23 protein-coding genes are annotated in these 21231 nt (G+C 70.6%); 13 read left to right on the top strand and 10 right to left on the bottom strand.

Translation table 11 applies throughout. The features are described 5' to 3' along the window. Positions 1–4: 4 nt before the first annotated feature. From OG385_RS04430 to OG385_RS04410, 5 genes are read right to left on the bottom strand one after another with little or no spacing between them, the layout of a single operon-like run. The gene (locus tag OG385_RS04430; RefSeq protein ID WP_266852019.1) at positions 5–661 is read right to left on the bottom strand and encodes a DUF6084 family protein; all 657 of its coding nucleotides are present in this window, start codon (positions 659–661) and stop codon (positions 5–7) included. Next, positions 658–1311, bottom strand: a complete 654-nt coding sequence (locus OG385_RS04425; RefSeq protein ID WP_266852017.1) for a DUF5947 family protein — start codon at positions 1309–1311, stop codon at positions 658–660. Before OG385_RS04425 ends, OG385_RS04430 begins: the two co-directional genes overlap by 4 nt. Next, a complete protein-coding gene (locus OG385_RS04420; protein ID WP_266852015.1) occupies positions 1308–2252 on the bottom strand; it encodes a NifU family protein in 945 nt (314 codons plus the stop codon). Before OG385_RS04420 ends, OG385_RS04425 begins: the two co-directional genes overlap by 4 nt. Further along, complete coding sequence (locus tag OG385_RS04415; RefSeq protein ID WP_266852013.1) at positions 2252–4045, bottom strand: nickel-dependent hydrogenase large subunit; 1794 nt, start codon at positions 4043–4045, stop codon at positions 2252–2254. The genes OG385_RS04420 and OG385_RS04415 overlap by 1 nt, the downstream gene beginning before the upstream one ends. A gap of 34 nt (positions 4046–4079) precedes the next feature. Beyond that, positions 4080–5135, bottom strand: coding sequence for a hydrogenase expression protein HypE (locus tag OG385_RS04410; protein WP_266852012.1), 1056 nt, complete (start codon positions 5133–5135; stop codon positions 4080–4082). 353 nt (positions 5136–5488) lie between these two features. Here OG385_RS04410 and OG385_RS04405 point away from each other — a divergent pair, with 353 nt between their 5' ends. Together OG385_RS04405 and hypB are read left to right on the top strand one after the other, a co-directional pair. Further along, positions 5489–5818 carry a hydrogenase maturation nickel metallochaperone HypA gene (locus OG385_RS04405; RefSeq protein ID WP_266852011.1) on the top strand — a complete coding sequence of 110 codons (330 nt, stop codon included), beginning with the start codon at positions 5489–5491 and terminating at the stop codon, positions 5816–5818. 2 nt (positions 5819–5820) lie between these two features. Then, positions 5821–6660: a hydrogenase nickel incorporation protein HypB gene (hypB, locus tag OG385_RS04400; RefSeq protein WP_266852010.1), complete on the top strand. Its 840-nt coding sequence runs from the start codon at positions 5821–5823 to the stop codon at positions 6658–6660. Positions 6661–6706: 46 nt separating this feature from the next. Here hypB and OG385_RS04395 read toward each other — a convergent pair whose 3' ends face one another. Continuing rightward, positions 6707–7486, bottom strand: coding sequence for an SDR family NAD(P)-dependent oxidoreductase (locus tag OG385_RS04395; protein ID WP_266852009.1), 780 nt, complete (start codon positions 7484–7486; stop codon positions 6707–6709). Between the two features lie 151 nt (positions 7487–7637). Then, the gene (locus OG385_RS04390; protein ID WP_266852007.1) at positions 7638–8546 is read right to left on the bottom strand and encodes a threonine/serine dehydratase; all 909 of its coding nucleotides are present in this window, start codon (positions 8544–8546) and stop codon (positions 7638–7640) included. Between the two features lie 25 nt (positions 8547–8571). Between OG385_RS04390 and OG385_RS04385 the strand changes: the two genes are divergently transcribed. Both OG385_RS04385 and OG385_RS04380 read left to right on the top strand, forming a co-directional pair. After that, positions 8572–9099 carry a peptide deformylase gene (locus OG385_RS04385; RefSeq protein WP_266852005.1) on the top strand — a complete coding sequence of 176 codons (528 nt, stop codon included), beginning with the start codon at positions 8572–8574 and terminating at the stop codon, positions 9097–9099. Then, positions 9096–9824 carry a GntR family transcriptional regulator gene (locus tag OG385_RS04380; RefSeq protein WP_266852004.1) on the top strand — a complete coding sequence of 243 codons (729 nt, stop codon included), beginning with the start codon at positions 9096–9098 and terminating at the stop codon, positions 9822–9824. Before OG385_RS04385 ends, OG385_RS04380 begins: the two co-directional genes overlap by 4 nt. Before the next feature lie 112 nt (positions 9825–9936). Here the strand turns inward: OG385_RS04380 and OG385_RS04375 are convergent, their stop codons facing one another. The 3 genes from OG385_RS04375 to OG385_RS04365 form a co-directional block, all read right to left on the bottom strand. Continuing rightward, positions 9937–10359, bottom strand: coding sequence for a hypothetical protein (locus tag OG385_RS04375; RefSeq protein ID WP_266852002.1), 423 nt, complete (start codon positions 10357–10359; stop codon positions 9937–9939). A gap of 86 nt (positions 10360–10445) precedes the next feature. Further along, positions 10446–10778: a cupin domain-containing protein gene (locus OG385_RS04370; RefSeq protein ID WP_266852001.1), complete on the bottom strand. Its 333-nt coding sequence runs from the start codon at positions 10776–10778 to the stop codon at positions 10446–10448. Between the two features lie 70 nt (positions 10779–10848). Beyond that, positions 10849–11199 (bottom strand): SCO4225 family membrane protein, encoded by a 351-nt coding sequence (locus tag OG385_RS04365; RefSeq protein WP_266852000.1) that lies wholly within the window; start codon positions 11197–11199, stop codon positions 10849–10851. Positions 11200–11495: 296 nt separating this feature from the next. Here OG385_RS04365 and OG385_RS04360 point away from each other — a divergent pair, with 296 nt between their 5' ends. The 9 genes from OG385_RS04360 (at position 11496) to OG385_RS04320 (ending at position 21211) form a co-directional block, all read left to right on the top strand. Continuing rightward, complete coding sequence (locus OG385_RS04360) at positions 11496–12371, top strand: ABC transporter substrate-binding protein (protein WP_266851998.1); 876 nt, start codon at positions 11496–11498, stop codon at positions 12369–12371. 153 nt (positions 12372–12524) lie between these two features. Next, positions 12525–12920 (top strand): cell division protein SepF, encoded by a 396-nt coding sequence (locus OG385_RS04355; RefSeq protein ID WP_164266402.1) that lies wholly within the window; start codon positions 12525–12527, stop codon positions 12918–12920. A 56-nt stretch (positions 12921–12976) separates the two neighbouring features. Then, positions 12977–14101 (top strand): AAA family ATPase, encoded by a 1125-nt coding sequence (locus tag OG385_RS04350; RefSeq protein ID WP_266851996.1) that lies wholly within the window; start codon positions 12977–12979, stop codon positions 14099–14101. Further along, positions 14098–14448 (top strand): nucleotide pyrophosphohydrolase, encoded by a 351-nt coding sequence (locus OG385_RS04345; RefSeq protein ID WP_266851994.1) that lies wholly within the window; start codon positions 14098–14100, stop codon positions 14446–14448. Before OG385_RS04350 ends, OG385_RS04345 begins: the two co-directional genes overlap by 4 nt. Positions 14449–14570: 122 nt before the next feature. Next, on the top strand, positions 14571–15059 hold the full coding sequence (locus OG385_RS04340; protein WP_266851993.1) for a DUF6099 family protein: 489 nt from the start codon (positions 14571–14573) through the stop codon (positions 15057–15059). 105 nt (positions 15060–15164) lie between these two features. Next, positions 15165–16085: an LLM class F420-dependent oxidoreductase gene (locus OG385_RS04335; protein WP_266851991.1), complete on the top strand. Its 921-nt coding sequence runs from the start codon at positions 15165–15167 to the stop codon at positions 16083–16085. Positions 16086–16093: 8 nt separating this feature from the next. Continuing rightward, on the top strand, positions 16094–17008 hold the full coding sequence (gene mmuM, locus OG385_RS04330) for a homocysteine S-methyltransferase (protein WP_266851989.1): 915 nt from the start codon (positions 16094–16096) through the stop codon (positions 17006–17008). 43 nt (positions 17009–17051) lie between these two features. After that, positions 17052–18566: a 3' terminal RNA ribose 2'-O-methyltransferase Hen1 gene (locus tag OG385_RS04325; protein ID WP_266851987.1), complete on the top strand. Its 1515-nt coding sequence runs from the start codon at positions 17052–17054 to the stop codon at positions 18564–18566. Next, positions 18563–21211 carry a polynucleotide kinase-phosphatase gene (locus tag OG385_RS04320; protein WP_266851985.1) on the top strand — a complete coding sequence of 883 codons (2649 nt, stop codon included), beginning with the start codon at positions 18563–18565 and terminating at the stop codon, positions 21209–21211. Before OG385_RS04325 ends, OG385_RS04320 begins: the two co-directional genes overlap by 4 nt. Positions 21212–21231 lie beyond the last annotated feature (20 nt).

Raw genomic sequence — 21231 nt, 5'->3', positions numbered from 1 at the left:
GGGGTCACTGGACCACCTCTCCGGTCTCGGCCAGCAGGGTGCGGACCGTCTCTTCCCAGCTGATCAGCCCGTGCCGGGCGCGGAAGCCGGCGAACTCGGTGATGACGTCGTGGTCGAGCCTGATCCACCCGGCGTTCGGGAAGTGGGCGGCGATCATCTCCCGCCATACCGCGACGGGCATCGGATGACGGGCCTCGCAGTCCCAGGGCACCTGCCGTACGCCGAAGCCGGCGCTGCCCTTGGTGAAGACGGTGCCCGAGAAGAGCAGGGTGAGCGGGACCGCGCCCTCCCCGAGTGCGTGCAGATACCGCGAGCCGGTCACGTCGAAGTCATAGGTGCAGGGCAGCGCGAGGTCGACCTCGGTGGCGCCGGTGAACCCCTGGACCGTGGTGTTGCACTGCATCCAGAGGAACGGCCGCAGGGTGTCAGCCCACCGGGACCGCTCCCCGAACAGCCCGCGCAGGCCCTCCTCCTCGGCCTTGTCGTACGAACGGCGCTGCGGTTCGATACGGACCTGGCACTGCAGGACGATCGCGTGGATCCGCTCGCCGCTGCTCTCCTCGATCCGCAGCCGGGCCGTCAACTGGGGTGCCGCAGCGTACCGTTCGGCCACCACATCGAGCACCGAGAAGTCCAGTACGGAGAAGTCCGTGCCGCTCACGAGACCCCCTCCGCCGGGACGGTCCTGCTGCGGTCCCGCACCTGGTCGAAGAAGGCGTCCATCGCCGCGTGCGCCTCACGGCCGCCGTCGAAGCCGCGCCACAGCGTCCGCAGCCGGCCGACCAGCTCGTAGCAGGCGTCGACCGGGACCAGATGGCACGAGCCGTCGCCGGTGCCGGGGCGGCGGATCAGCAGCGCCTCCACGTCGGGACGCAGCACCGCGAGGGCGGGCGCCGACGCGACGATGGAGTCCCAGGCTTCCAGCGGAAGTTCGGACTCGGTGGCGCCCGCGGGCCCGGGGTAGAACGCGACCGTGCGGCCCTGCACCGAGTTGCGGAAGAGGAACGCCAGACCCACCGGGATCTGGAGTTCGTCCCAGGCCCGTGCGTCCAGCGGCACTCCGTCGAAGCGGAGATACCGTTCCGGCACCGCCCGGTAGCGCTGCCGCGCGTCCTCCTCGGTGAAGAGGAGATAGCAGGCGCGGCAGCTGCACATCAGCGCGCGGCTCTCCAGATTCACCACGTGCGAGTGCTCGGGGGCGACCGGCTCCGCGCACATCTCGCAGCGTTCCCCGGCCGCCGGCTGCGGACGGTTGCGGGTGATCCGCCGCAGCGCGGACACCGGGGTCGCCGTCCGGCCCGGGGCGCTCACGCGGAGACCGGGGCGGGCACCGCGACGGAGACCGTCGGGCCGTCCACGAGCAGGGGCAGCGGGTCCAGATGCAGCCCGTCGGCGTCGAGACAGGCACCGGCCCGCCGTACGTCGTAGTGCGCACGGCAGCCGGGGCACCGCAGCACGGCGTCAGCAGCCCCGCCGCCCAGCCGCCGGGCCAGTGCGGCGCCCTCCAGGGACCGGTCGCACCGGGCACACCAGTCACGGAAGGCGAACAGGTCGGCGCCGATCCGGCAGGCCAGTACCGGGACCGCGCCCGCGGTGAAGTGCCGTACGCCACCGGGCTCCAGGGCCTCCAGTCCGGGCACGGCCTCCCAGGATGAACCGCCGTCGCCCGGAGCCGACGCCGCCTCGTGGAGCCGGGAGAACAGCGAGTCCACCGTGACCAGCGGTCCGGGTTCCCCCGTCCCGTCCTCGGCGGGTGCCTCCACCTCGATCCCGGTGATCTCCGGGGCCGCGGCCTCGACGGCGCTCTGCACGGCCAGCTTGAGGGTGGCCGACGACGAGGGGCACCCGTCGCAGCTGCCGAGCAGCCGCAGGGTGACGACCCCGTCCGCCGTGACGCCCAGCAGTTCCACATCGCCGCCGTGCGAACCCAGATACGGCCGGACGCTCTCCAGCGCCTCCTCGACCCTGGTCTCCACGCCGTACGGGTGCAGCCCGTGCACCAGCAGCAGACTGGCCACCAGATCGTCGGCCGCCAGGGCCGCCAGCACCTCGTCGTCCAGCCGGCCCTGCTCGTGCACCAGGTCGAGCAGTCGTTCGAGCCCGGCGCCGTAGAAGTCCGTGACGAGCCGGACCAGTTCCTCGCTCCGCTCGCGGGCCACGGCGCCGCCCGCCGCACTGGCGGCGATCAGCGTGTCGATGCGGTCGCCGGTGGCCCGCCAGTCGGTGGGCCCGGACGCGGTCTCCTCCGCCATCACTCGCTGCCCGCGGACTGGGTGGGGGAGTGCAGCAGTTCCAGCTTCTTGCCCTCGCCGAGATACATGTGCACGCCGCAGGGGAGACAGGGGTCGAAGCTGCGCACCGTGCGCATGATGTCGATCCCCTTGAAGTGCTCCCGGTCGTTCTCCTCGAAGATCGGCTGGCCCTGCACCGCGTCCTCGTACGGCCCCGGCGTACCGAAGGTGTCGCGGGGGCTCGCGTTCCAGGGGGTCGGCGGATACGGGTGGTAGTTGGCGATCTTGCCGTCCCGGATCACCATGTGGTGCGAGAGCACACCGCGCACCGCCTCGGTGAAGCCGCAGCCGACGCCCTCCTCCGGTACCTCGAACTTCTCCCAGGTCTTCGTCCGGCCAGCCCGGATCTCCACGAGCGCCTTCTCCGCGAAGTGCAGCGCGCAGGCGGCCGCGTACGCCTGGAAGTAGGTGCGCGCCCGGTTGCGCTCGATCGTGTTGCTCCACTTCGGGACGTGCCACTCCAGCTCGACCGGGCCCTTGAGCGCGGTCTTCGGGAGGTTGATCTTGACGCTGTTCCCGGTGGACTGGACGTACCCGATGTCGACGAGCCCGGCCAGCGCGGTGGTCCACAGCCGGGCCAGCGGGCCGCCGCCGGTGTCGAGGGCGAGATAGTCCTTGCCGTCGAACCAGCGCGGCGACATGACCCAGCTGTACTTGTCGTCCAGATCCCGCTTCTGCGGCTGCGGGTTGGTGTGCTGGTTCCACGGGTGCCTGCGGTCGACCGGGTTCCCGAGCGGGTCGTGGGTCACGAACATCTCCTGCTCCTCCCAGTCGCCGTAGTACGACGAGCCGAGGAGGATCCGGATGCCCAGGTTGATCTTCACCAGGTCGGTGGTGACCAGCTTCCCGTCCACGACCACACCGGGGGTGACGTACATCTTCCGTCCCCACTCGGTCATGTCCTGGTACTTGAAGTTGCAGTACTCCGGGTCCTGGAACGAGCCCCAGCAGCCCAGCAGGATGCGCCGGTTGCCGACCTGCTCGTAGCCGGGCAGCGCTTCGTAGAAGAAGTCGAAGAGGTCGTCGTGCATCGGCACGACCTTCTTCATGAACTCGACGTAGCGCTGGAGCCGGGTGATGTAGTCCGTCATCAGCTGAACGGTCGCCACGGTGCCCACGCCGCCCGGGTAGAGCGTGGAGGGGTGTACGTGCCTGCCCTCCATGAGGCAGAACATCTCCCGGGTCATCCGGCTGACCTGGAGCGCCTCGCGGTAGAACTCACCGGTGAAGGGGTTCAGCGAGCGCATGATGTCGCCGATGGTCTTGTACCCGTGGTCCTCGGCGTGCGGTGACGGGGTGCGGTTGGCCTGCTCCAGCACGCCCGGGTTGGTCTCCGCGACCATCTTCTCGCAGTAGTCCACCCCGACCAGGTTCTCCTGGAAGATGTTGTGGTCGAACATGTACTCCGCGGCCTCGCCGAGGTTGACGATCCACTCACCGATGTGCGGCGGCTTCACCCCGTACGCCATGTTCTGCGCATAGCAGGAACACGTGGCGTGGTTGTCTCCGCAGATCCCGCAGATGCGGCTGGTGATGAAGTGCGCGTCGCGCGGGTCCTTGCCCTTCATGAAGACCGAGTAGCCGCGGAAGATGGAGCTGGTGCTGTGGCACTCGGCCACCACCTTCTGCTTGAAATCGATCTTCGTGTAGATGCCCAGGCTGCCGACGATGCGGGTGATGGGGTCCCACGCCATCTCGACAAGGCCGTCCTTGCCCTGTTTCCCGCTGCCACCCCTGCGTTGCGTCGCGGTCATTGCGCCGCCTCATCTTTCTGTCCGTTGCGGTCGGTTACCAGTTGCGGGTGGCGCCGGTCGTGAGAGTCCTGCCGGGCCTGCGCCACTTCGGCTCCTGGTCCAGCGTGTGAGTGGTCATATGGCGCAGCCGGCGCATGGTCGCGCCGTACAGTCCGACCGCGTTCGACGAGAGTTTCCCGCCGGGCGGCTCGTCCATGAACGGCATGAACTTGTCCGGGAATCCCGGCATGGTGCAGCCGATGCAGATTCCGCCGACGTTGGGGCAGCCGCCGATACCGTTCATCCAGCCGCGCTTCGGCACATTGCACTTGACCGTGGGTCCCCAGCAGCCGAGTTTGACAATGCACTTCGGCGATCCGTATTCGGTGGCGAAATCACCCTGCTCGTAGTAGCCGGCCCTGTCGCACCCCTCGTGGACCGTCTGTCCGAACAGCCAGGAAGGGCGCAGCGCGTCATCGAGCGGAATCATCGGGGCCTGGTCGGTGGCCATGTAGAGCAGATAGGTCAGTGTTTCGGACAGGTTGTCCGGCTGGATCGGGCATCCGGGGACGCACACGATCGGAATTCCCGCCTTGGACTTCCAGTCCCAGCCCAGGTAGTCGGGCACTCCCATCGCACCTGTCGGGTTGCCCGACATGGCATGGATACCGCCGTAGGTCGCGCAGGTCCCGACCGCGACGATCGCGGTGGCCTTCGGCGCCAGCCGGTCGATCCACTCGCTGGTGGTCATCGGCTGTCCGGTGGCGGGGTCGTTGCCGAAGCCGCACCAGTAGCCCTCGTCGTGCAACTGCTCGTTGGGGATCGACCCCTCCACGACCAGGACGAACGGCTCCAGCTCTCCTCGGTCGGCCTTGAAGAACCACTCAAGGAAGTCGTCGGCGCCGCCGGTCGGCCCGCACTCGAAGTCGATGAGCGGCCAGTGCACCGCGACCTGGGGGAGGCCGGGCAGGGCGCCGAGCGCGATCTCCTCGATGCTGGGCTGAGTGGCCGCCGTCAGGGCCACGGAATCGCCGTCACAACTGAGTCCGGCATTGATCCAGAGAACGTGGATCAGCGTCTCTTCTGCCTTTACCGCTGCTTCTGTCGGCATAGCACTGCCGCCTTCCGGGGCCGGCGTTCCCATTCCCAGATGGCACTGGACCGGGGCGCCTGGCTCATGAGTGTGTTTTCGCTCACATTGCTACCATCTAGGCCCGGTGCGCGCGCCCTGTCAACGCGAGAAGAAATCCGTATGAGCGGCCTCGGACCGTGCCATTCGGCGGTGCGAACACCGGATGTGAACCGGCAGGACAGAACTGGCGGGGATTTCCGGGTGCGACCTGACGCGGATTGCGCCGGTCGAATGAAACCGGAATGGGAAAAGGGCCGACCGAATCAACCGTAAGAGGCACGCCCGGGTTTCAGGTCCTACGGTCGTGCCACCGATGCGGGAACGAGGCAGAGATGCATGAATTATCGATCACGCAGAGCGTCGTCGACATGGTCTGCGAACGCGCCGAAGGCAGACCGGTCCGCACGGTCAGGGTGCGGGTCGGTGTGCTCACGGCGGTCGTGGCCGAGTCGATGCGGTTCTGCTTCGACCTGATCACGGCGGGCACGGTGGCCGAGGGCGCGCGACTGGAGATCGACCAGCCTCCGGGAGCGGCGCGCTGCCGTACCTGCGAACAGGACTTCGCCCTGCCCGATCCCGTACTGCTCTGTCCGTGCGGCAGCGCCGACGTGGAGATCACGTCGGGGCGTGAACTGCAGATCATCTCGATGAAAGTGGGCTGACCATGTGCGGTACCTGCGGTTGCGGTGACGAGGGCGGCGGTACGCGGATTTCCCTGCCCCACGAGGAGCACACACGGGCCACCGGCCGTCCGCACCACAGCCATGACCAGAGCCAGAGCCACAGCCACAGTCACAGCCATGACCAGGGCCGCCACGACCACGAGGGCGCCCACGACACGGGCGAGACAGTCACTCTTGAGCAGCGGGTGCTCGCCAAGAACGAGCTCCAGGCGGAGCAGAACCGTGCCTGGCTCGCCGAGCGGCACATCGTGGCGGTGAACCTGATGAGTTCGCCCGGCGCGGGCAAGACCACCCTGCTGGAGCGCACCATCAGGGACTTCTCCGGACGGCGTCCGGTGGCCGTGGTCGAGGGCGACCAGGAGACCATGCTCGACGCCGAGCGCATCAAGCGCGTCGGATGCGCCGTGGTGCAGGTGAACACGGGCGCCGGCTGCCACCTCGACGCCGAGATGATGCAGGGTGCACTCACGGCCCTCGCCCCGGAAAGGGGAGCGCTGGTCCTGGTGGAGAACGTGGGGAACCTGGTGTGCCCGGCCCTCTTCGACCTGGGTGAGAGCAGCCGGATCGTCATCATCTCGGTCACCGAGGGCACCGACAAGCCGCTCAAGTACCCCTATATGTTCGGCGCCGCCGATCTGGTCCTCATCAACAAGGCGGATCTGCTGCCTTACGTCGACTTCGACGTGGCCCGGTGCGAGGCGTACGCGCGCTCGGTCAACCCGGACGTACGGGTGCTGACGGTGTCCGCGACGACGGGCGAGGGGATGGACCAGTGGTACGCGTGGGTGGCGGCGCTGGACGACCGGATGCTCCTGAGCTGACGCTGAGCCCCTGAGCCCCTGAGCCCCTGAGCGGCGGGCCGGCGGCTCAGTGGACGGAGAGCCCGCCGTCCACGAAGATCGCCTGGCCCGTGACATACGCGGAGGCGCGGCTGCTCAGGAACACCGCTGCGCCCTCGAAGTCCTCTGCCAGGCCGTTGCGCCCGATCATCGTGCGCGCCGCCAGTGCGGCTGTCTTCTCCGGGTCGGACGACAGCCGCTCGTTGAGCGGCGTCATCACGAAACCGGGCACGAGCGTGTTGCAGGTGACGCCGTGCGGCGACCAGGCCTCGGCCTGCGAACGGGCCAGGGACTCCAGCGCCCCCTTGGACACCCCGTAGGCGCCGCTCTGCACGAAGGCCCGGTGCGCTTGCTGCGAGGTGACGTGGATGATCCGCCCGAAGCCACGCTCGGCCATGCCGGGACCGAACCGCTGCCCCAGCAGGTACGGCGCCTCCAGGTTCACGGCCATCGTGGTGTCCCACACCTCGTCGTCCAACTCGCCCATCGGCGGGCGCAGGTTGACTCCGGCGCAGTTGACCAGGATGTCGGGCTCGCCGAACGCTTCGGTTGCCTCTTCGGCCGCCGCGCGCACGCTCTCGCGGGTGCCCAGGTCGGCGCTCACCCATGCTGCCCGGCAGCCGTCGGCCGTCAGTCCGTCGACCGTGGCGGCCAGTTCCGCCTCCCTGCGCGCCACGATGACGACGCTCGCACCGGCCCGGCCGAGTGCTCCGGCGATGCTCCGGCCGATGCCGGAACTCCCACCGGTCACGATGGCGACCCGGCCGTCCAGGGAGAACAGTTCGGAGAGGTAGGCCCCGGAGGTCATGCGTGCCTCCCGGAGTGGACGACGGTGCCCTCCGGCGCGGACGCTGTGGCGGTGGTGATCAACGTGCAGTCCTTCCGTGTGTGGTGGCCGGCCGGGCGAACGCGGCCCGTCGGTCCCGTACGGAGCCTGCCATGGCCCGTACACCGGGTTTCTACCGAGGTGCCTGGTTGCCGCCGGTGAGGACCACCGCTGGACGCTCGCCGGCGCCGAACCCTGGGACCGCGGCCAGAGCCACCGCGCCCGCCGGTTCGAGGACCAGCCCCAGATGCTCATGTGCGAGCGCCTGTGCGCGGCCGATGGCCGTCTCGTCGACCAGCAGCATGTCGTCGACGACTTCGAGCATGGTGGTCAGGGCGCCCGGCACGGGAACCCGTACGGCCACCCCGTCGGCGGCCGTACGGACGGTGGGCGTGGTGACGGCTTCGCCGGCGCGCCAGCTCAGTGCCATCGCCGGGGCGCCTGCCGCACACACCCCGACCACGCGCGTGCGGGGCGAGCGGGCCTTCAACCAGGTGCCGACACCGTTGACGAGTGCTCCGTTGCCGACCGGGACAAGGACGGTGTCGGGGGCGAGGGCGGCGAGTTCGGGGGCGATGGTCCCGGCGCCGGCCGTGATGCGCGGGTGGTCGCCGTCCTCCACGAACACTGCGGCGCGGTCTTCTCCGGCATGCCGGAGCGCGCGCTCCTTCGCCTCGTCGAAGTCCTGTCCGCCGACTTCCAGTTGAGCGCCGAGGCTGCGTATGCGGGCCAGCTTGACGGCGTTGGCGTTCTCCGCGCAGTGGACGGTCACGGTGACGCCGTGACGGTTCGCCGCCCAGGCCAGGGCGAGTCCGAAGTTCCCGGCCGATGCGCACACCACGTGGCGGCCCGGGGCGAGCCCCCTCATGAAGTGGTCCGCGCCGCGGCCCTTGAACGAACGAACCGGGTTGAGCGTCTCCACCTTGACGATCAGCCGGCGGCCGACGGCGGCGCAGAGCGCGTCGTCCTCGAACTGAGGGGTGTTGACGAACGCGGAGTCGATGGCACGGCTTGCTTCCTCAATATCCTCTGCTGACACCATGCTGTCGATCGTATACGATAGGCGGGTGACGGTACGAGAAACCTTGCAACTCGGCGACCCGTTCCTGCGTACTCCGGCTCAGCCGCTCACCACTCCGCTGTCCGGTCGGGCGCGTGCGCTCGCCGCCGACCTGGACGACACCCTGGCGGACTGGGTGAAGCGCACCGGTTACGGCCGCGGGATCGCCGCTCCGCAGATCGGGGCAGGCGTCCGGATGGTGCACCTGCGGCTCGACGAGCCCTGGACGCTCGTCAACCCCCGCATCACGGAGCGTTCGGAGACGACCTGGGAGCCCTGGGACGCCTGCCTCAGCTTCTCCGTCGAGATCTTCTGCCGCGTCCGCCGCCATACCTGGGTCACCGTCGACTACCGGTCACCGGACGGCCGGGCGCACACCCTGCGTGCCGACGGAGAGCTCAGCGAACTGCTCCAGCACGAGATCGACCACCTCGACGGCTGCCTCGCCGTCGACCGCATGACCGACCTTTCCACCCTCTGCATGCGCACGGAATTCGAGGCGCGGCACCGCGACGAAAGCCCCTACCGCCGATGAGCACACCCGACCCCGTCGCTCCCATCACCCGGAACGAGCCGCTGCGGGAGGCCGTCTACGCCCGCATCGTCACGCTGCTCTCCACCGGGCGCCTCTCGCCCGGTATGTCCGTGACGGAGGCAGCCCTCAGCCGCTCTCTCGATGTCTCCCGCACACCGGTGCGCGAGGCTCTGCTGCGCCTGGAGGCCGAAGGTGTCGTGCACTCCTCCTTGGCGCGCGGCTTCGTCGTCAGGCCGCTGAGTGACCGTGAGGTGTCCGAGGTGTACCCCATCCTGGCCGCTCTCGAAGCACTCGCCGTACGATCGGCCCCCCGCCCGCTGGAAACCGCGGAGCACGACCGGCTGGCCGGGCTGCTGGACGAACTGGAGGCGAGCGGCGACGCGGTGGCGCGGCGCGCGCTCGACACGGCCTTCCACACCGGGCTGATCAGCCTCTGCGGCAATCAGCACCTCCAGGAGGCGATCGCGAAACTGCGTACCAGCCTTTCCCGTTACGAGATCGCCTACATGCAGCACACCCCCTCGCGCGGTCCGGCGGACCGGCAGCACCGGCTGGTGCTCTCGGCGCTGGCGGCGGGCGACCGCGAGCGCGCGGCAGCGGTCATCGAGGAGCACTGGCACGACGGCAGGCGCTGTATCGCCGAATGGCTCTCGTCGGAACGGGGGACGACGGCCCCGTCAGCCGGTTCTGCACCTGCCCGGCCCCACACGGACCGGGCGTCGTGAGCTGTCGTGCTCGGACCCGTGCCGACCCGCGCGGACCATCGGAAAGGCACTCCCCGGTGCTGCGGCACCAGCCGATGAGCGTCTTCTCAGCCGATCAGGGCCCCTGGACGGATCACAGGGTTTTCTCGGGCGGGTCCTGCCGGGGCGCGGGGTCCTCGGACATTCCGTCCCCCATGAGCAGCGACAGCACCAGCACGACGAAGGCGGAGCCGAGTCCCACGCCGGACCATCCCATGCGCTGGATCCGGGCGGAGCCGCAGGCCGGTGCGGTGTCGCGGTTGTCCGCCAGTGCGTCGTCGCCCGCCGGCCTCAGGACCGAGCCGCAGGTGACCTGCACGGTGTCGTTCTGCTCCGCGTACTCGGAGGGGTCGGGGACCGTCGGGGACACCGGCAGGAGCAGCAGACCCACCGCTGCCACCGCGATCAGCAGGGCGAGGGTCGCACCACCGCGTACGACCGTGGGCAGCCTGCCCAACGACCGTGCGGGCCGGACTCGTTCGGGTTCTCCCGGTATGTCGTCGCGCTCGCCGCTCACTGCTGTACCCCCGCTGCCCGTCGGCCGAAAACCATCAGGCCGCAGAGGCTAACCGGGCTGCCCGGGGAGTGGTGTGCCCGGGGCCGTCAGAGCAGTTTGGCCACGGTCAGCAGAAGGGCGGAGTCCTCCAGGGCCTCCACCCGGTGGCGGTTGTCGGGCACGATGATCAGGTCGCCCTGCCGGCCTTCCCAGGACAGATCGCCCGCCGAGAGCCGCACCCGGCCCTGCAGCACCTGCACCGTGGCCTCGCCGGGATTCTCGTGATCGGCGAGGAGCGATCCGCGCGTCATCCCGATGACCGTCTGGCGCAGGACCTTCTCATGACCGCCGTAGACGGTGTCCGCTGTGTGACCGCCACCGGCCGTGGCAGCCAGTTCGATCTGCTGGCGGGCCAGGGCTTCGAGAGAGAGTCTCTGCATGCTGTCATTCTCCCGCATCCGCCCGCCCGGGCAACGCGGACGGGACCGGTACGTCACCGGGCCGGGTAGGTCACCGGGCCGAGGCCGCACCAGGCCCGGTACGGCGGCTGCTGTGCCTGTGCCCCTGCCCGAAGGCCTGGCGGACGATCAGGCTGATGACCGTCGAGTTGACCAGCGCCGCCGCCACGAGCACGACCCACGTCAGCGGTGCCTCGACGGCGGGCAGCAGCAGAAGCAGGCTGGTCGGCATGGTGAGCAGGATCGGGTACACGCCGGAGAACGACGCGTCCGGGTGTGAGACCAGTGTGGTGTCCACCCATACCCAGACCAGCAGGGCCGCGATGACCACGAGGTACCCGCGTGAGACCCAGTCACCCGCCACTGTCCGGCCGATCCGCTGCACCAGGCTCCTGCCGTTCATCGTCTCTCCACCACCGTCGTGTCGTTGTGACCGGGATGCCGCGCCTGCCTGTCACCGCAGGCCCCGCGTGTGCGTTCCCGTGGGCCGCACCCCCGCTTCCCTCTGCTCCCAGACTGCCGGAACCGGGCGGCCGTGACGTGAGTACCGCTACTCAACCGTGGCCGAGTACGCGGCGGTGCGCGAATCCCGGACGTGGGCCGGCCCGCTCCGAATGCCGTACACGCGAGCTGGGCAGGTACGGGTGTGCGGCGCCCGGAAGGCCCGTCGGTGCCGGCCCGGAGGGGGCGCGAGACGTCATGGAACAAGCTGGCTGGCAGTTCTCCGACGACCGTGGACAGCTGTCGACGGCCGGACGGTCACCGTCGAGAGTGACGGCGTACATCCGGGCCGGAGCCACTCTGTGGGACCACGGACTCGCCCCGCACGCGGTCTTCGGCTCCCTGCACGACGGCGCGGCGGTCGACCCGGCGAAGGCGGGGACGCTGCCGCCCGACGACATCCGCTATCTGGGGGCGGGTAACGCCCTGGACCTGGAGACGCTGCTCAGCGGCGGCCCGGACCTCGTCGTGGCGGTCAGCTACGGCGGCGGTCAGGTGTACGGACTGGACCCGGACACCGCCAAACACCTGGAGGAGCAGATACCCGTCGTGGTCATCGACGTGGGGCAGACACACACGCTGGACGGGATCAGGGGCCGGTTCGACGCGCTCGCCCGCTCGCTGGGGGCCCGCGGCGACGGAGAACAGCAGCAGTCGCTGGACGCCGCACACCACCGGCTGCGCGCGGCGGCGGACCTGCCGACCCGGCCGGGGGTGCTCGCGCTCTCGCCCGCCGGGCCCGACCAGGTGCATCTGGCGCGCCCCGGCGCCTGGCCCGAGCTGCGCGCGCTGACGGAGCACGGCGTCAGCATGGTGCGGCCGCCCGACGGCGCGGGTGCGAACTGGGCCACCGTCAGCTGGGCGGAGGCGGCGGCGCTGCGCCCCGATGTGGTGCTCGCCGACGTCCGGTCGAACGCCACCCCGCTCGGTGAACTGCGCGGCAACGACGAGTGGCTGCGCCTCACCGGCCGGGCCCGGGTCCTGCCGTGGAATCCGGAAGCCCCGGACAGCGCCCGGTCCCACACCCGGTTCTTCGCCTCGGTGGCCGACGCGCTGGAGGCCGCTGCGGAGTGAGTGCACGGAGCGGGCGGACGGAGTGAGTGTGCCGAGTGAGTGCGCTCACACCCGGCGCTGATCAAGGCACTCATCCGTGTCGGTGTTGGGCCGAACGGGTGATGGGGGTCAGAATTGGCTGATGCAGATAGAAAGCCCAGCCGAGGTGGTCCGGTGAGCAGGTACGACGAGTACGACGTCACCGATGAGCAGTGGGAGGGGCTCGCCCAGGTGGTGCCGCTGCGGGGGCGCAACGAATGGCCCTCGCGAGTCGATCACGAGACGATCCCCAACGAGTACGCGGCCGAGCAGCGCCGTTTCGTGGTCCTGCGCGTCCAGGTCTTCGCGGATGCCCGTGAAGTCGCCGAGTACCTCGTCGGGCAGGTGCCGGTGCTGCTGGACCTGACCGGCGCGGAGACCGAAGTGGCCAAGCGCATCCTGGACTTCAGCAGCGGTGTGGTCTTCGGCCTCGGCAGCGGGATGCACCGGGTCGACAAGAACGTCTTCCTGCTGGCCCCGGCCGGCATGGAGGTGGAGGGGATCGCAGCGGCGGCAGTCCCCCGATCGTAGGAAGGTCATGCAGACGGAACGGTTCGCCACCGTGACGCGTGCGTACGGTCCGGACCATGGACACAACCTACGCACGCCCCACCGTCACCGAACTGCGGCTTTCGGCTTTCAAGTCGCACCGCGGCGCCGTCTTCCCGCTCGCCCCGCTGACCCTGTTCACCGGGGCGAGCGGGAGCGGTAAGACGAGCGCGCTCCAGGTGTACGAGGCGCTGGCGCGGCTCGGCGCGGGGGACGAGCTGGGTGAGGTCTTCGATGATCCGGCCGGCTGTGTCCCGGAGCGGGCCGGCGCGGACGCGCAGGGGCGGCGGGGGTTCCGGATCGGCTGCACCGTCGACGGCCCGGCCGGCCCCGTACACCTCGATCTGGCGGTGCAGGCCGAGCCCGAACTGCGTGTGGTGGGCGAACGGCTCACCGCGGACGGTCAGTTGCTGCTCTCCACGGCGCTGCGTGATCCGGCGCGCAGGGCCGTGCAGGCCGCCTGGCACACGGCGGGCGCGGTCCCGGTGACCCGGGCGCCGCTGCCCGACGACCGGATGGGGACCGCGCTGCTTCCGCTGCGGGTGGCGGGCAAGACCGACGGGCAGCTGAAGGTGCTGGCCGCTGCCGAGCAGGTGGTGGTGGCGCTGCGCTCGGCCTTCGCCTGCGACCCCCAGCCGCACCGGATGCGCCGTCCGGTGGCCGTCGGTGCGGGGCTGCTGCGGCGGGGTTGCGACAACCTGGCTTCGGTGCTCTACCGAACCCAGTCCGAGTGCGCGAACCGGCACCGGCAGCTGGTCGCCGCGGCGCGTGCGGGGTGCGCGGGGCCGGTGGCGGGGCTCGCGGCCGAGGAGTTGACGGACGGGCGGGTACGCGCGGTGCTCGGCCGGGGCGGTGGAGCGGGCACACCGGTGGAGCGGCTGGGCGAGGGCGAGCTGCGCTACCTGGCGCTCGCTGTGGTGTTGCTGACCGGGCCAGGGGTGCTCGCGGTGGATCCCGCGGGCGAGGTGCCGCCCGCGATGCAGTCGCTGACGGTGCTGGCCGACGGGTTCGACCGTTCCCTCGATCCGCGGCAGGCCCGGGAGATCGCCGCTCTCGCCGCGGCGATCTGCGCCCAGGGCCACATCAGGGTGGTGGGCACGGTGTCGGACGCGCGGTGGGCCGGTGAGCTGGCGGGTGTCTCGGTGGTAGACCTGGGCGCGTGACGGAACTGGATGTAGCGCAATTGCAGCGCCGGCTGGCCGAGTTCGCCGCGGCGCGGGACTGGCAGCCGTACCACACGCCGAAGAACCTGGCCGCGGCGCTGAGCGTGGAGGCGTCCGAACTGGTCGAGATCTTTCAGTGGCTGACGCCCGACGAGTCGGCGCGGGTGATGGACGATCCCGGGTCGGCGCACCGGGTGGCGGACGAGGTCGCCGATGTTCTCGCGTATCTGCTGCAGTTCTGCGAGGTGCTGGGGATCGATGTTCTTACGGCACTTTCGGACAAAATTGACCGAAATGAGACACGGTTTCCGGCGAAGCGCACCGTGGATCGTCACTCTCCGGAGTGAGTGAGTTATCAACAATGCCTCTTGCGTCCACAGATTTCCGAATTCCTCTGGCTTTATGGTCCATCAGCCTTCACTCTGGGTAATGAAAGGGGAGATGGTAAGTCATACGAACGGGGACAGGGATGGACGGAGTGCGGCTCATCGCAATCAGCCGGGACGCTCTGGCACGGAGCCTTCCGGAACGGGACACCATGGTGGAGGCCTGGCAGGCGCAGGCGCTCTCCGGTGCCGTGGGCGGGCATCTGGCCCTGCGCGGTCCGCAGGAGCTGCGGGCCGAAGCGCGGGCGCTCAGCGAATCGGGCGGCCGGGGCTGCGGGGCGCTCGAAGTGCCTACCGTGCGCGGCGGGCTGATACGGGCTGCGCAGCTGACCGAAGTGTCGGACGTGCGGGAGGTGTTGACGGCGCTCGGGGTGCTGCTCGGCGAGGTGGGTATCGCCCTGGTCGGTGTCGCCTGCGGGACCGACGAGGAGTCGGTCTACTGGCAGTGCATCGAGGCCATGGACGCGGCGGACGAGTCGGGTGACCGGGTGCGCGGAATGCTGCGGAAGCTGGAGGAGCGGGACGCGGAGAAGTCCCCGGGGCAGAGCCGGAGCCGGAGCGGTTCGGAGTGAGGGGGGCGGTGGTCTCCCGTCGGAGGCGCGAGGGGATCGCCGGACACCAGCCGGACGGGCACTGCGGGAGGCGTCGGGAGACGGCCGAAGGTGCAGGATGGATGCATGGATCTTCGAATCTTCACCGAGCCCCAGCAAGGGGCCAGCTATGACACTCTGCTGACCGTCGCCAAGGCAACCGAGGACCTCGGCTTCGATGCCTTCTACCGCTCGGACCACTATCTGCGGATGGGATCGGGGGACGGCCTCCCCGGCCCCACCGACGCGTGGATCACCCTGGCGGGGCTCGCCCGCGAGACCCGGCGGATCCGCCTCGGGACGCTGATGACGGCGGGCACGTTCCGGCTGCCCGGTGTCCTCGCGATCCAGGTGGCGCAGGTCGACCAGATGTCCGGGGGCCGCGTCGAACTGGGCCTGGGCGCGGGCTGGTTCGAGGAGGAGCACCGGGCGTACGGGATTCCGTTCCCCAGGGAGAAGTTCGGCCGCCTGGAGGAGCAGCTGGCCATCATCACGGGGCTCTGGGAGACCAGGACCGGTGAGACCTTCAGCTATGACGGCACCTACTACCAGCTCAGCGATTCGCCCGCGCTGCCCAAGCCCGCCCAGACGAAGGTGCCCGTGCTGATCGGCGGGCACGGGGCGACCCGTACACCCCGGCTGGCCGCGCGGTACGCCGATGAGTTCAATATCCCGTTCGCCTCGATCGAGGACAGCGAGCGGCAGTTCGGGCGGGTCAGGGCAGCGGCCGAGGCGGCCGGCCGGGCGGACGACCTGGTGTACTCCAACGCGCTGGTTGTCTGCGTCGGCAAGGACGACGCCGAAGTGGCGCGCCGCGCGGAGGCCATCGGGCGCGACACGGCGGACGTGAAGGCGAACGGGCTCGGCGGCTCGCCCGCCGAGGTCGTCGACAAGATCGGCCGCTACGGGGCCATCGGCTCGTCGCGCATCTACCTCCAGGTGCTCGACCTCGACGATCTGGACCACCTGGAGCTGATCTCCTCGCAGGTCCTCTCCCAGCTGACGTAGGAGCAAGGGTGCGCCCCGTTCGTACACTCGCCGCCGCGCTCGCCGAGTCCACCGTCGTCCTCGACGGCGGCCTCTCCAACCAGTTGGAGGCGCAGGGCTGTGATCTCTCCGACGCGCTCTGGTCGGCGCGGCTGCTCGCCGACGATCCCGGGCAGATCGTGGCGGCGCACACGGCGTATGTACGGGCGGGCGCCCAGGTACTCATCACCGCGAGCTATCAGGCCACGTTCGAGGGCTTCGCCCGGCGCGGAGCGGGCCGGGCCGAGGCCGCCGGGCTGCTGGCCCGCAGTGTGCGGCTGGCCCGGGAGGCCGCCGGGACGGTGGACCGCGAGGTCTGGGTCGCCGCCTCCGTCGGTCCGTACGGCGCGATGCTCGCCGACGGCAGCGAGTACCGCGGGCGGTACGGGCTCACCGTCCGGGAGCTTGAGCTCTTCCACCGGCCGCGGATCGAGGCGCTGGCCGCGGCCGGCCCCGATGCGCTCGCGCTGGAGACAGTGCCGGACACCGACGAGGCCGAGGCGCTGCTGCGGGCGGCCGACGGTTGCGGGACGCCGGTCTGGCTCTCGTACAGCATCACGGGGGAGCGGACCCGGGCCGGGCAGCCGCTGGCCGAGGCCTTCGCGCTTGCGGCGGACCGGGACCAGGTCGTCGCCGTCGGCGTGAACTGCTGCGCTTCCGAGGACGTGGGCCGCGCCGCGGCACTCGCGTCGTCGGTCACCGGCAAGCCCGTGGTCGTCTATCCGAACAGCGGCGAGCAGTGGGACGCGGAGCGCCGCGGCTGGCGTGGCCGCTCCACCTTCGTGGCCGCACAGGTGCACGGCTGGGAGGAGGCCGGAGCCAGGCTGGTCGGCGGCTGCTGCCGGGTCGGCCCTGAGGAGATCGCGGACCTCGCACAGCTCCGGATGTCGCCCCGAATACCATGAAAACCTCTGGTCGGGCCCGGCCAACCGGGTGATACTCGGACCCGTGTTCCTGACGATCAGCACCACCGGCACCCCAGAGCGCCCCGCCACCGACCTCGGCTTCCTGCTGCACAAGCATCCCGACAAGGCGCAGGCGTTCTCCACCTCGCACGGCACGGCGCACGTCCTCTATCCGGAGGCCACCGCCGAGCGCTGCACGGCCGCGCTGCTGCTGGAGGTGGACCCGGTGGCGCTGGTGCGGCGCGGCAGGGGCAAGGGGCGCGGCGGCGCACCCGACGCGGCGCTCGCCCAGTACGTCAACGACCGGCCGTACGCCGCGTCCTCGCTGCTGTCCGTCGCCATGACCACCGTCTTCAAGAGCGCTCTGCGCGGCGTGTGCACCGCACTCCCGGAGCGGGCCGAGACCCCGATGCCGCTGCGGATCGAGGTGCCCGCACTGCCCGCGAGCGGCGGCCCCGGCCTGGTGCACAGGCTCTTCGCCCCGCTCGGCTGGGAGCGGGTGAAGGCCGAGCCGGTCGCCCTGGACGAGAAGTTCCCGGAGTGGGGCGAATCGCGGTATGTGCGGCTCGTGCTGGAAGGCCGGCTGCGGCTCGCCGACGCGCTGCGGCAGCTCTATGTGCTGCTGCCCGTCCTCGATGACGCCAAGCACTACTGGGTGGCACCCGACGAGGTCGACAAACTGCTGCGCGCGGGCGATGGCTGGCTGGCCGAGCACCCCGAGCAGAAACTGATCACCAGCCGCTATCTGTCGCGGCGCTGGGGACTGACCCGGCAGGCGATGGAGGCACTGGAGCTGGTGCGGCTCGCGGAGGCCGACGACACCGAGGTCGAGTCGATCGACAACGCCGTCGACGAGACCACGGACACCGAGGAGAAGCCGGTACCGCTGGCGGTGCGGCGCCGCGCGGCGATCCTGGACGCGCTGCGCACGGCCGGCGCGAGCCGGGTGCTCGACCTGGGCTGCGGCCAGGGCCAGTTGGTGCAGGAGCTGCTGAAGGACGCCCGCTTCACCGAGGTCGTCGGCATGGATGTGTCGATGCGCGCGCTGAACATCGCGGCCCGCAGACTCCGTCTGGACCAGCTCGGCGAGCGCCGTGCGGCCCGGGTGAAGCTCATCCAGGGCTCTCTCGCGTACACGGACAAGCGGCTCAAGCGGTACGACGCCGCGGTGCTGAGCGAGGTCATCGAGCATGTCGACCCCGAGCGGCTGCCCGCGCTGGAGTACGCGGTCTTCGGCGCCGCGCGGCCGCAGACCGTCCTGGTGACCACGCCGAACGTCGAGTACAACGTCCGCTGGGAGTCCCTGCCGGCCGGGCAGGTGCGCCACGGTGACCACCGTTTCGAGTGGACCCGCGAGGAGTTCCGCGGCTGGGCCGGGAAGGTGGCCGAACGGCACGGATACGGCGTCGAGTTCAGGGCTGTGGGGCCCGATGACCCCGAGGTGGGGCCGCCGACCCAGCTCGCCGTGTTCACCATGATCCCGAAGTCCGCCACGGGCCCGGACTCCACCGTGACCCAGGAGTCCACCACGGCCCCGAAGGAGGCGAAAGCGGCATGAGCGGCACCGAAGACACCAGCAGCACCGAAACGCCCACCACCGGCACCGGCACCACCACCACCGGCACCAGCACCACCGGCACCACCGGCACCGGCCCCCGCGCGTCCGCCGGACCGCGCGTCCTCCCGGTGACCGATCTCTCCCTCGTGGTCCTCGTCGGAGCCACCGGTTCGGGCAAGTCCACCTTCGCGCAACGGCACTTCAAGTCCACCGAGGTCATCTCGTCGGACTTCTGCCGCGCCCTGGTGGCCGACGACGAGAACGATCAGAGCGCCAGCGGCGACGCCTTCGACGTCCTCCACTACATCGCGGGGAAGCGGCTGGCTGCCGGGCGGCTGACCGTAGTGGACGCGACGAACGTGCAGGCCGAGAGCCGCAAGCAGCTGGTGCGGCTGGCGCGCGAGCACGACGTGCTGCCCATCGCGATCGTCCTCGACCTGCCCGAGGAGGTGTGCGCCGAGCGCAACGCCGTACGCCCCGACCGGGCCGGTATGCCCCGCCATGTCATCCAGCGGCACCGCCGCGAACTGCGGCGCTCACTGCGCGGCCTGGAGCGCGAGGGCTTCCGCAAGGTGCACATCCTGCGCAGCGTGGCCGAGGCCGAGACGGCCGAAGTCGTCCTGGAGAAGCGGTACAACGACCTCACCCACCTCACCGGCCCCTTCGACATCATCGGTGACGTCCACGGCTGCAGCTCCGAGCTGGACACCCTGCTCACCCGCCTCGGCTACACCGACGGTGCGCACCCCGAAGGCCGTACCGCCGTCTTCGTCGGCGACCTGGTGGACCGCGGCCCGGACAGCCCGGGTGTGCTGCGCCGCGTCATGTCGATGGTCGCCGCGGGCAGTGCGCTCTGTGTGCCCGGGAACCACGAGAACAAGCTCGGCCGTTACCTCAGGGGACGGAAGGTCCAGCACAGCCACGGGCTCGCCGAGACCATCGAGCAGCTGGAGAAGGAGGACGCGCGGGACCCGGACTTCCGTGAGCGGGTGCGGGAGTTCATCGACGGGCTCGTCAGCCACTACGTCCTGGACGGCGGCCGGCTCGTCGTCTGCCATGCCGGGCTGCCCGAGAAGTACCACGGCCGCACTTCCGCACGGGTCCGCTCCCACGCGCTGTACGGGGACACGACCGGCGAGACCGACGAGTTCGGGCTGCCGGTGCGCTACCCCTGGGCCGAGGACTACCGCGGCCGCGCCGCCGTCGTCTACGGACACACACCCGTACCGAGCACCAGCTGGATCAACAACACCCTCTGCCTGGACACCGGCGCGGTCTTCGGCGGGCGGATGACGGCGCTGCGCTGGCCCGAGCGCGAACTGGTCGACGTCCCCGCCGAACAGGTCTGGTACGAACCGGCCCGCCCGCTCACCACCGAGGCGCCGGGCGGCCACGAGGGCCGCCCGCTCGACCTCGCCGACGTCAGCGGCCGGCGCGTCGTGGAGACCCGGCACACCGGCCGGGTCGCGGTCCGCGAGGAGAACGCGGCGGCGGCGCTGGAGGTCATGAGCCGGTTCGCGGTCGACCCGCAGCTGCTCGCGTACCTTCCGCCGACCATGTCTCCCACGGGCACCTCGCATCTGGACGGCTATCTGGAACACCCCGCCGAGGCCTTCGCGCAGTACAGGTCGGACGGTGTCGCGAAGGTCGTGTGCGAGGAGAAGCACATGGGCTCCCGCGCGGTCGCCCTCGTCTGCCGGGACGCCGAAGCCGCGCGTGAGCGCTTCGGGGTGTCCGGGCCGACCGGTTCGCTGCACACCAGGACCGGCCGCCCCTTCTTCGACGACCCCGCCGTCACCGAGGAGATCCTCGGACGGCTGCGCACGGCCGTCACCGACGCCGGTCTCTGGGACGAACTGGCCACCGGCTGGCTGCTGCTCGACGCGGAGCTGATGCCCTGGTCGCTCAAGGCGACGGGGCTGCTGCGCAAGCAGTACGCGGCGGTGGGCGCCGCGTCGCGCGCCGTGTTCCCCGGCGTCGTCGGGGCGCTGGAAGCGGCCGCCGCCCGGGGCGTGGAGGTCGGCGGGCTGCTCGCCGGGCAGCGCGCGAGGGCCGATGACGCGGTCGCCTTCACCGAGGCGTACCGGAGGTACTGCTGGACGACGGACGGCCTGGACGGCGTACGGCTCGCCCCGTTCCAGCTGCTCGCGGCCGAGGGCCGCTCCCTCGCCGCCGTACCGCACGACGAGCAGCTGGCCTGGCTCGACCGGCTGGTCGAGCACGACCAGAGCGGCCTCCTGCGGACCACCCGCCGGCTGGTCGTCGACACGGGCGACAAGGAGTCCGTCCGCTCCGGCACCGACTGGTGGCTGGAGATGACCGGACGCGGCGGTGAGGGCATGGTCGTCAAGCCGCTCCAGGCACTCGTACGCGACGGCAAGGGGCGGCTCGTCCAGCCGGGCATCAAGGTGCGCGGACGCGAGTACCTGCGGATCATCTACGGCCCCGAGTACACCCGCCCGGACAACCTGGCCAGGCTCCGGCAGCGCTCCCTCGGCCACAAGCGCTCCCTCGCCCTGCGCGAGTACGCCCTCGGCCTGGAGGCGCTGGACCGGCTCGCCGACGGCGAACCGCTCTGGCGGATCCACGAGGCGGTATTCGCCGTGCTGGCCCTGGAGTCGGAGCCGGTCGACCCGAGACTCTGAGCGGCGCTCCCCTCCGAAGG

The sequence above is a fragment of the Streptomyces sp. NBC_01306 genome (assembly GCF_026340465.1).
Classification (GTDB): Bacteria; Actinomycetota; Actinomycetes; order Streptomycetales; family Streptomycetaceae; genus Streptomyces.
Note: the sequence above shows the minus strand (reverse complement) of the source record. Positions and strands in the feature narration are given on the sequence as shown.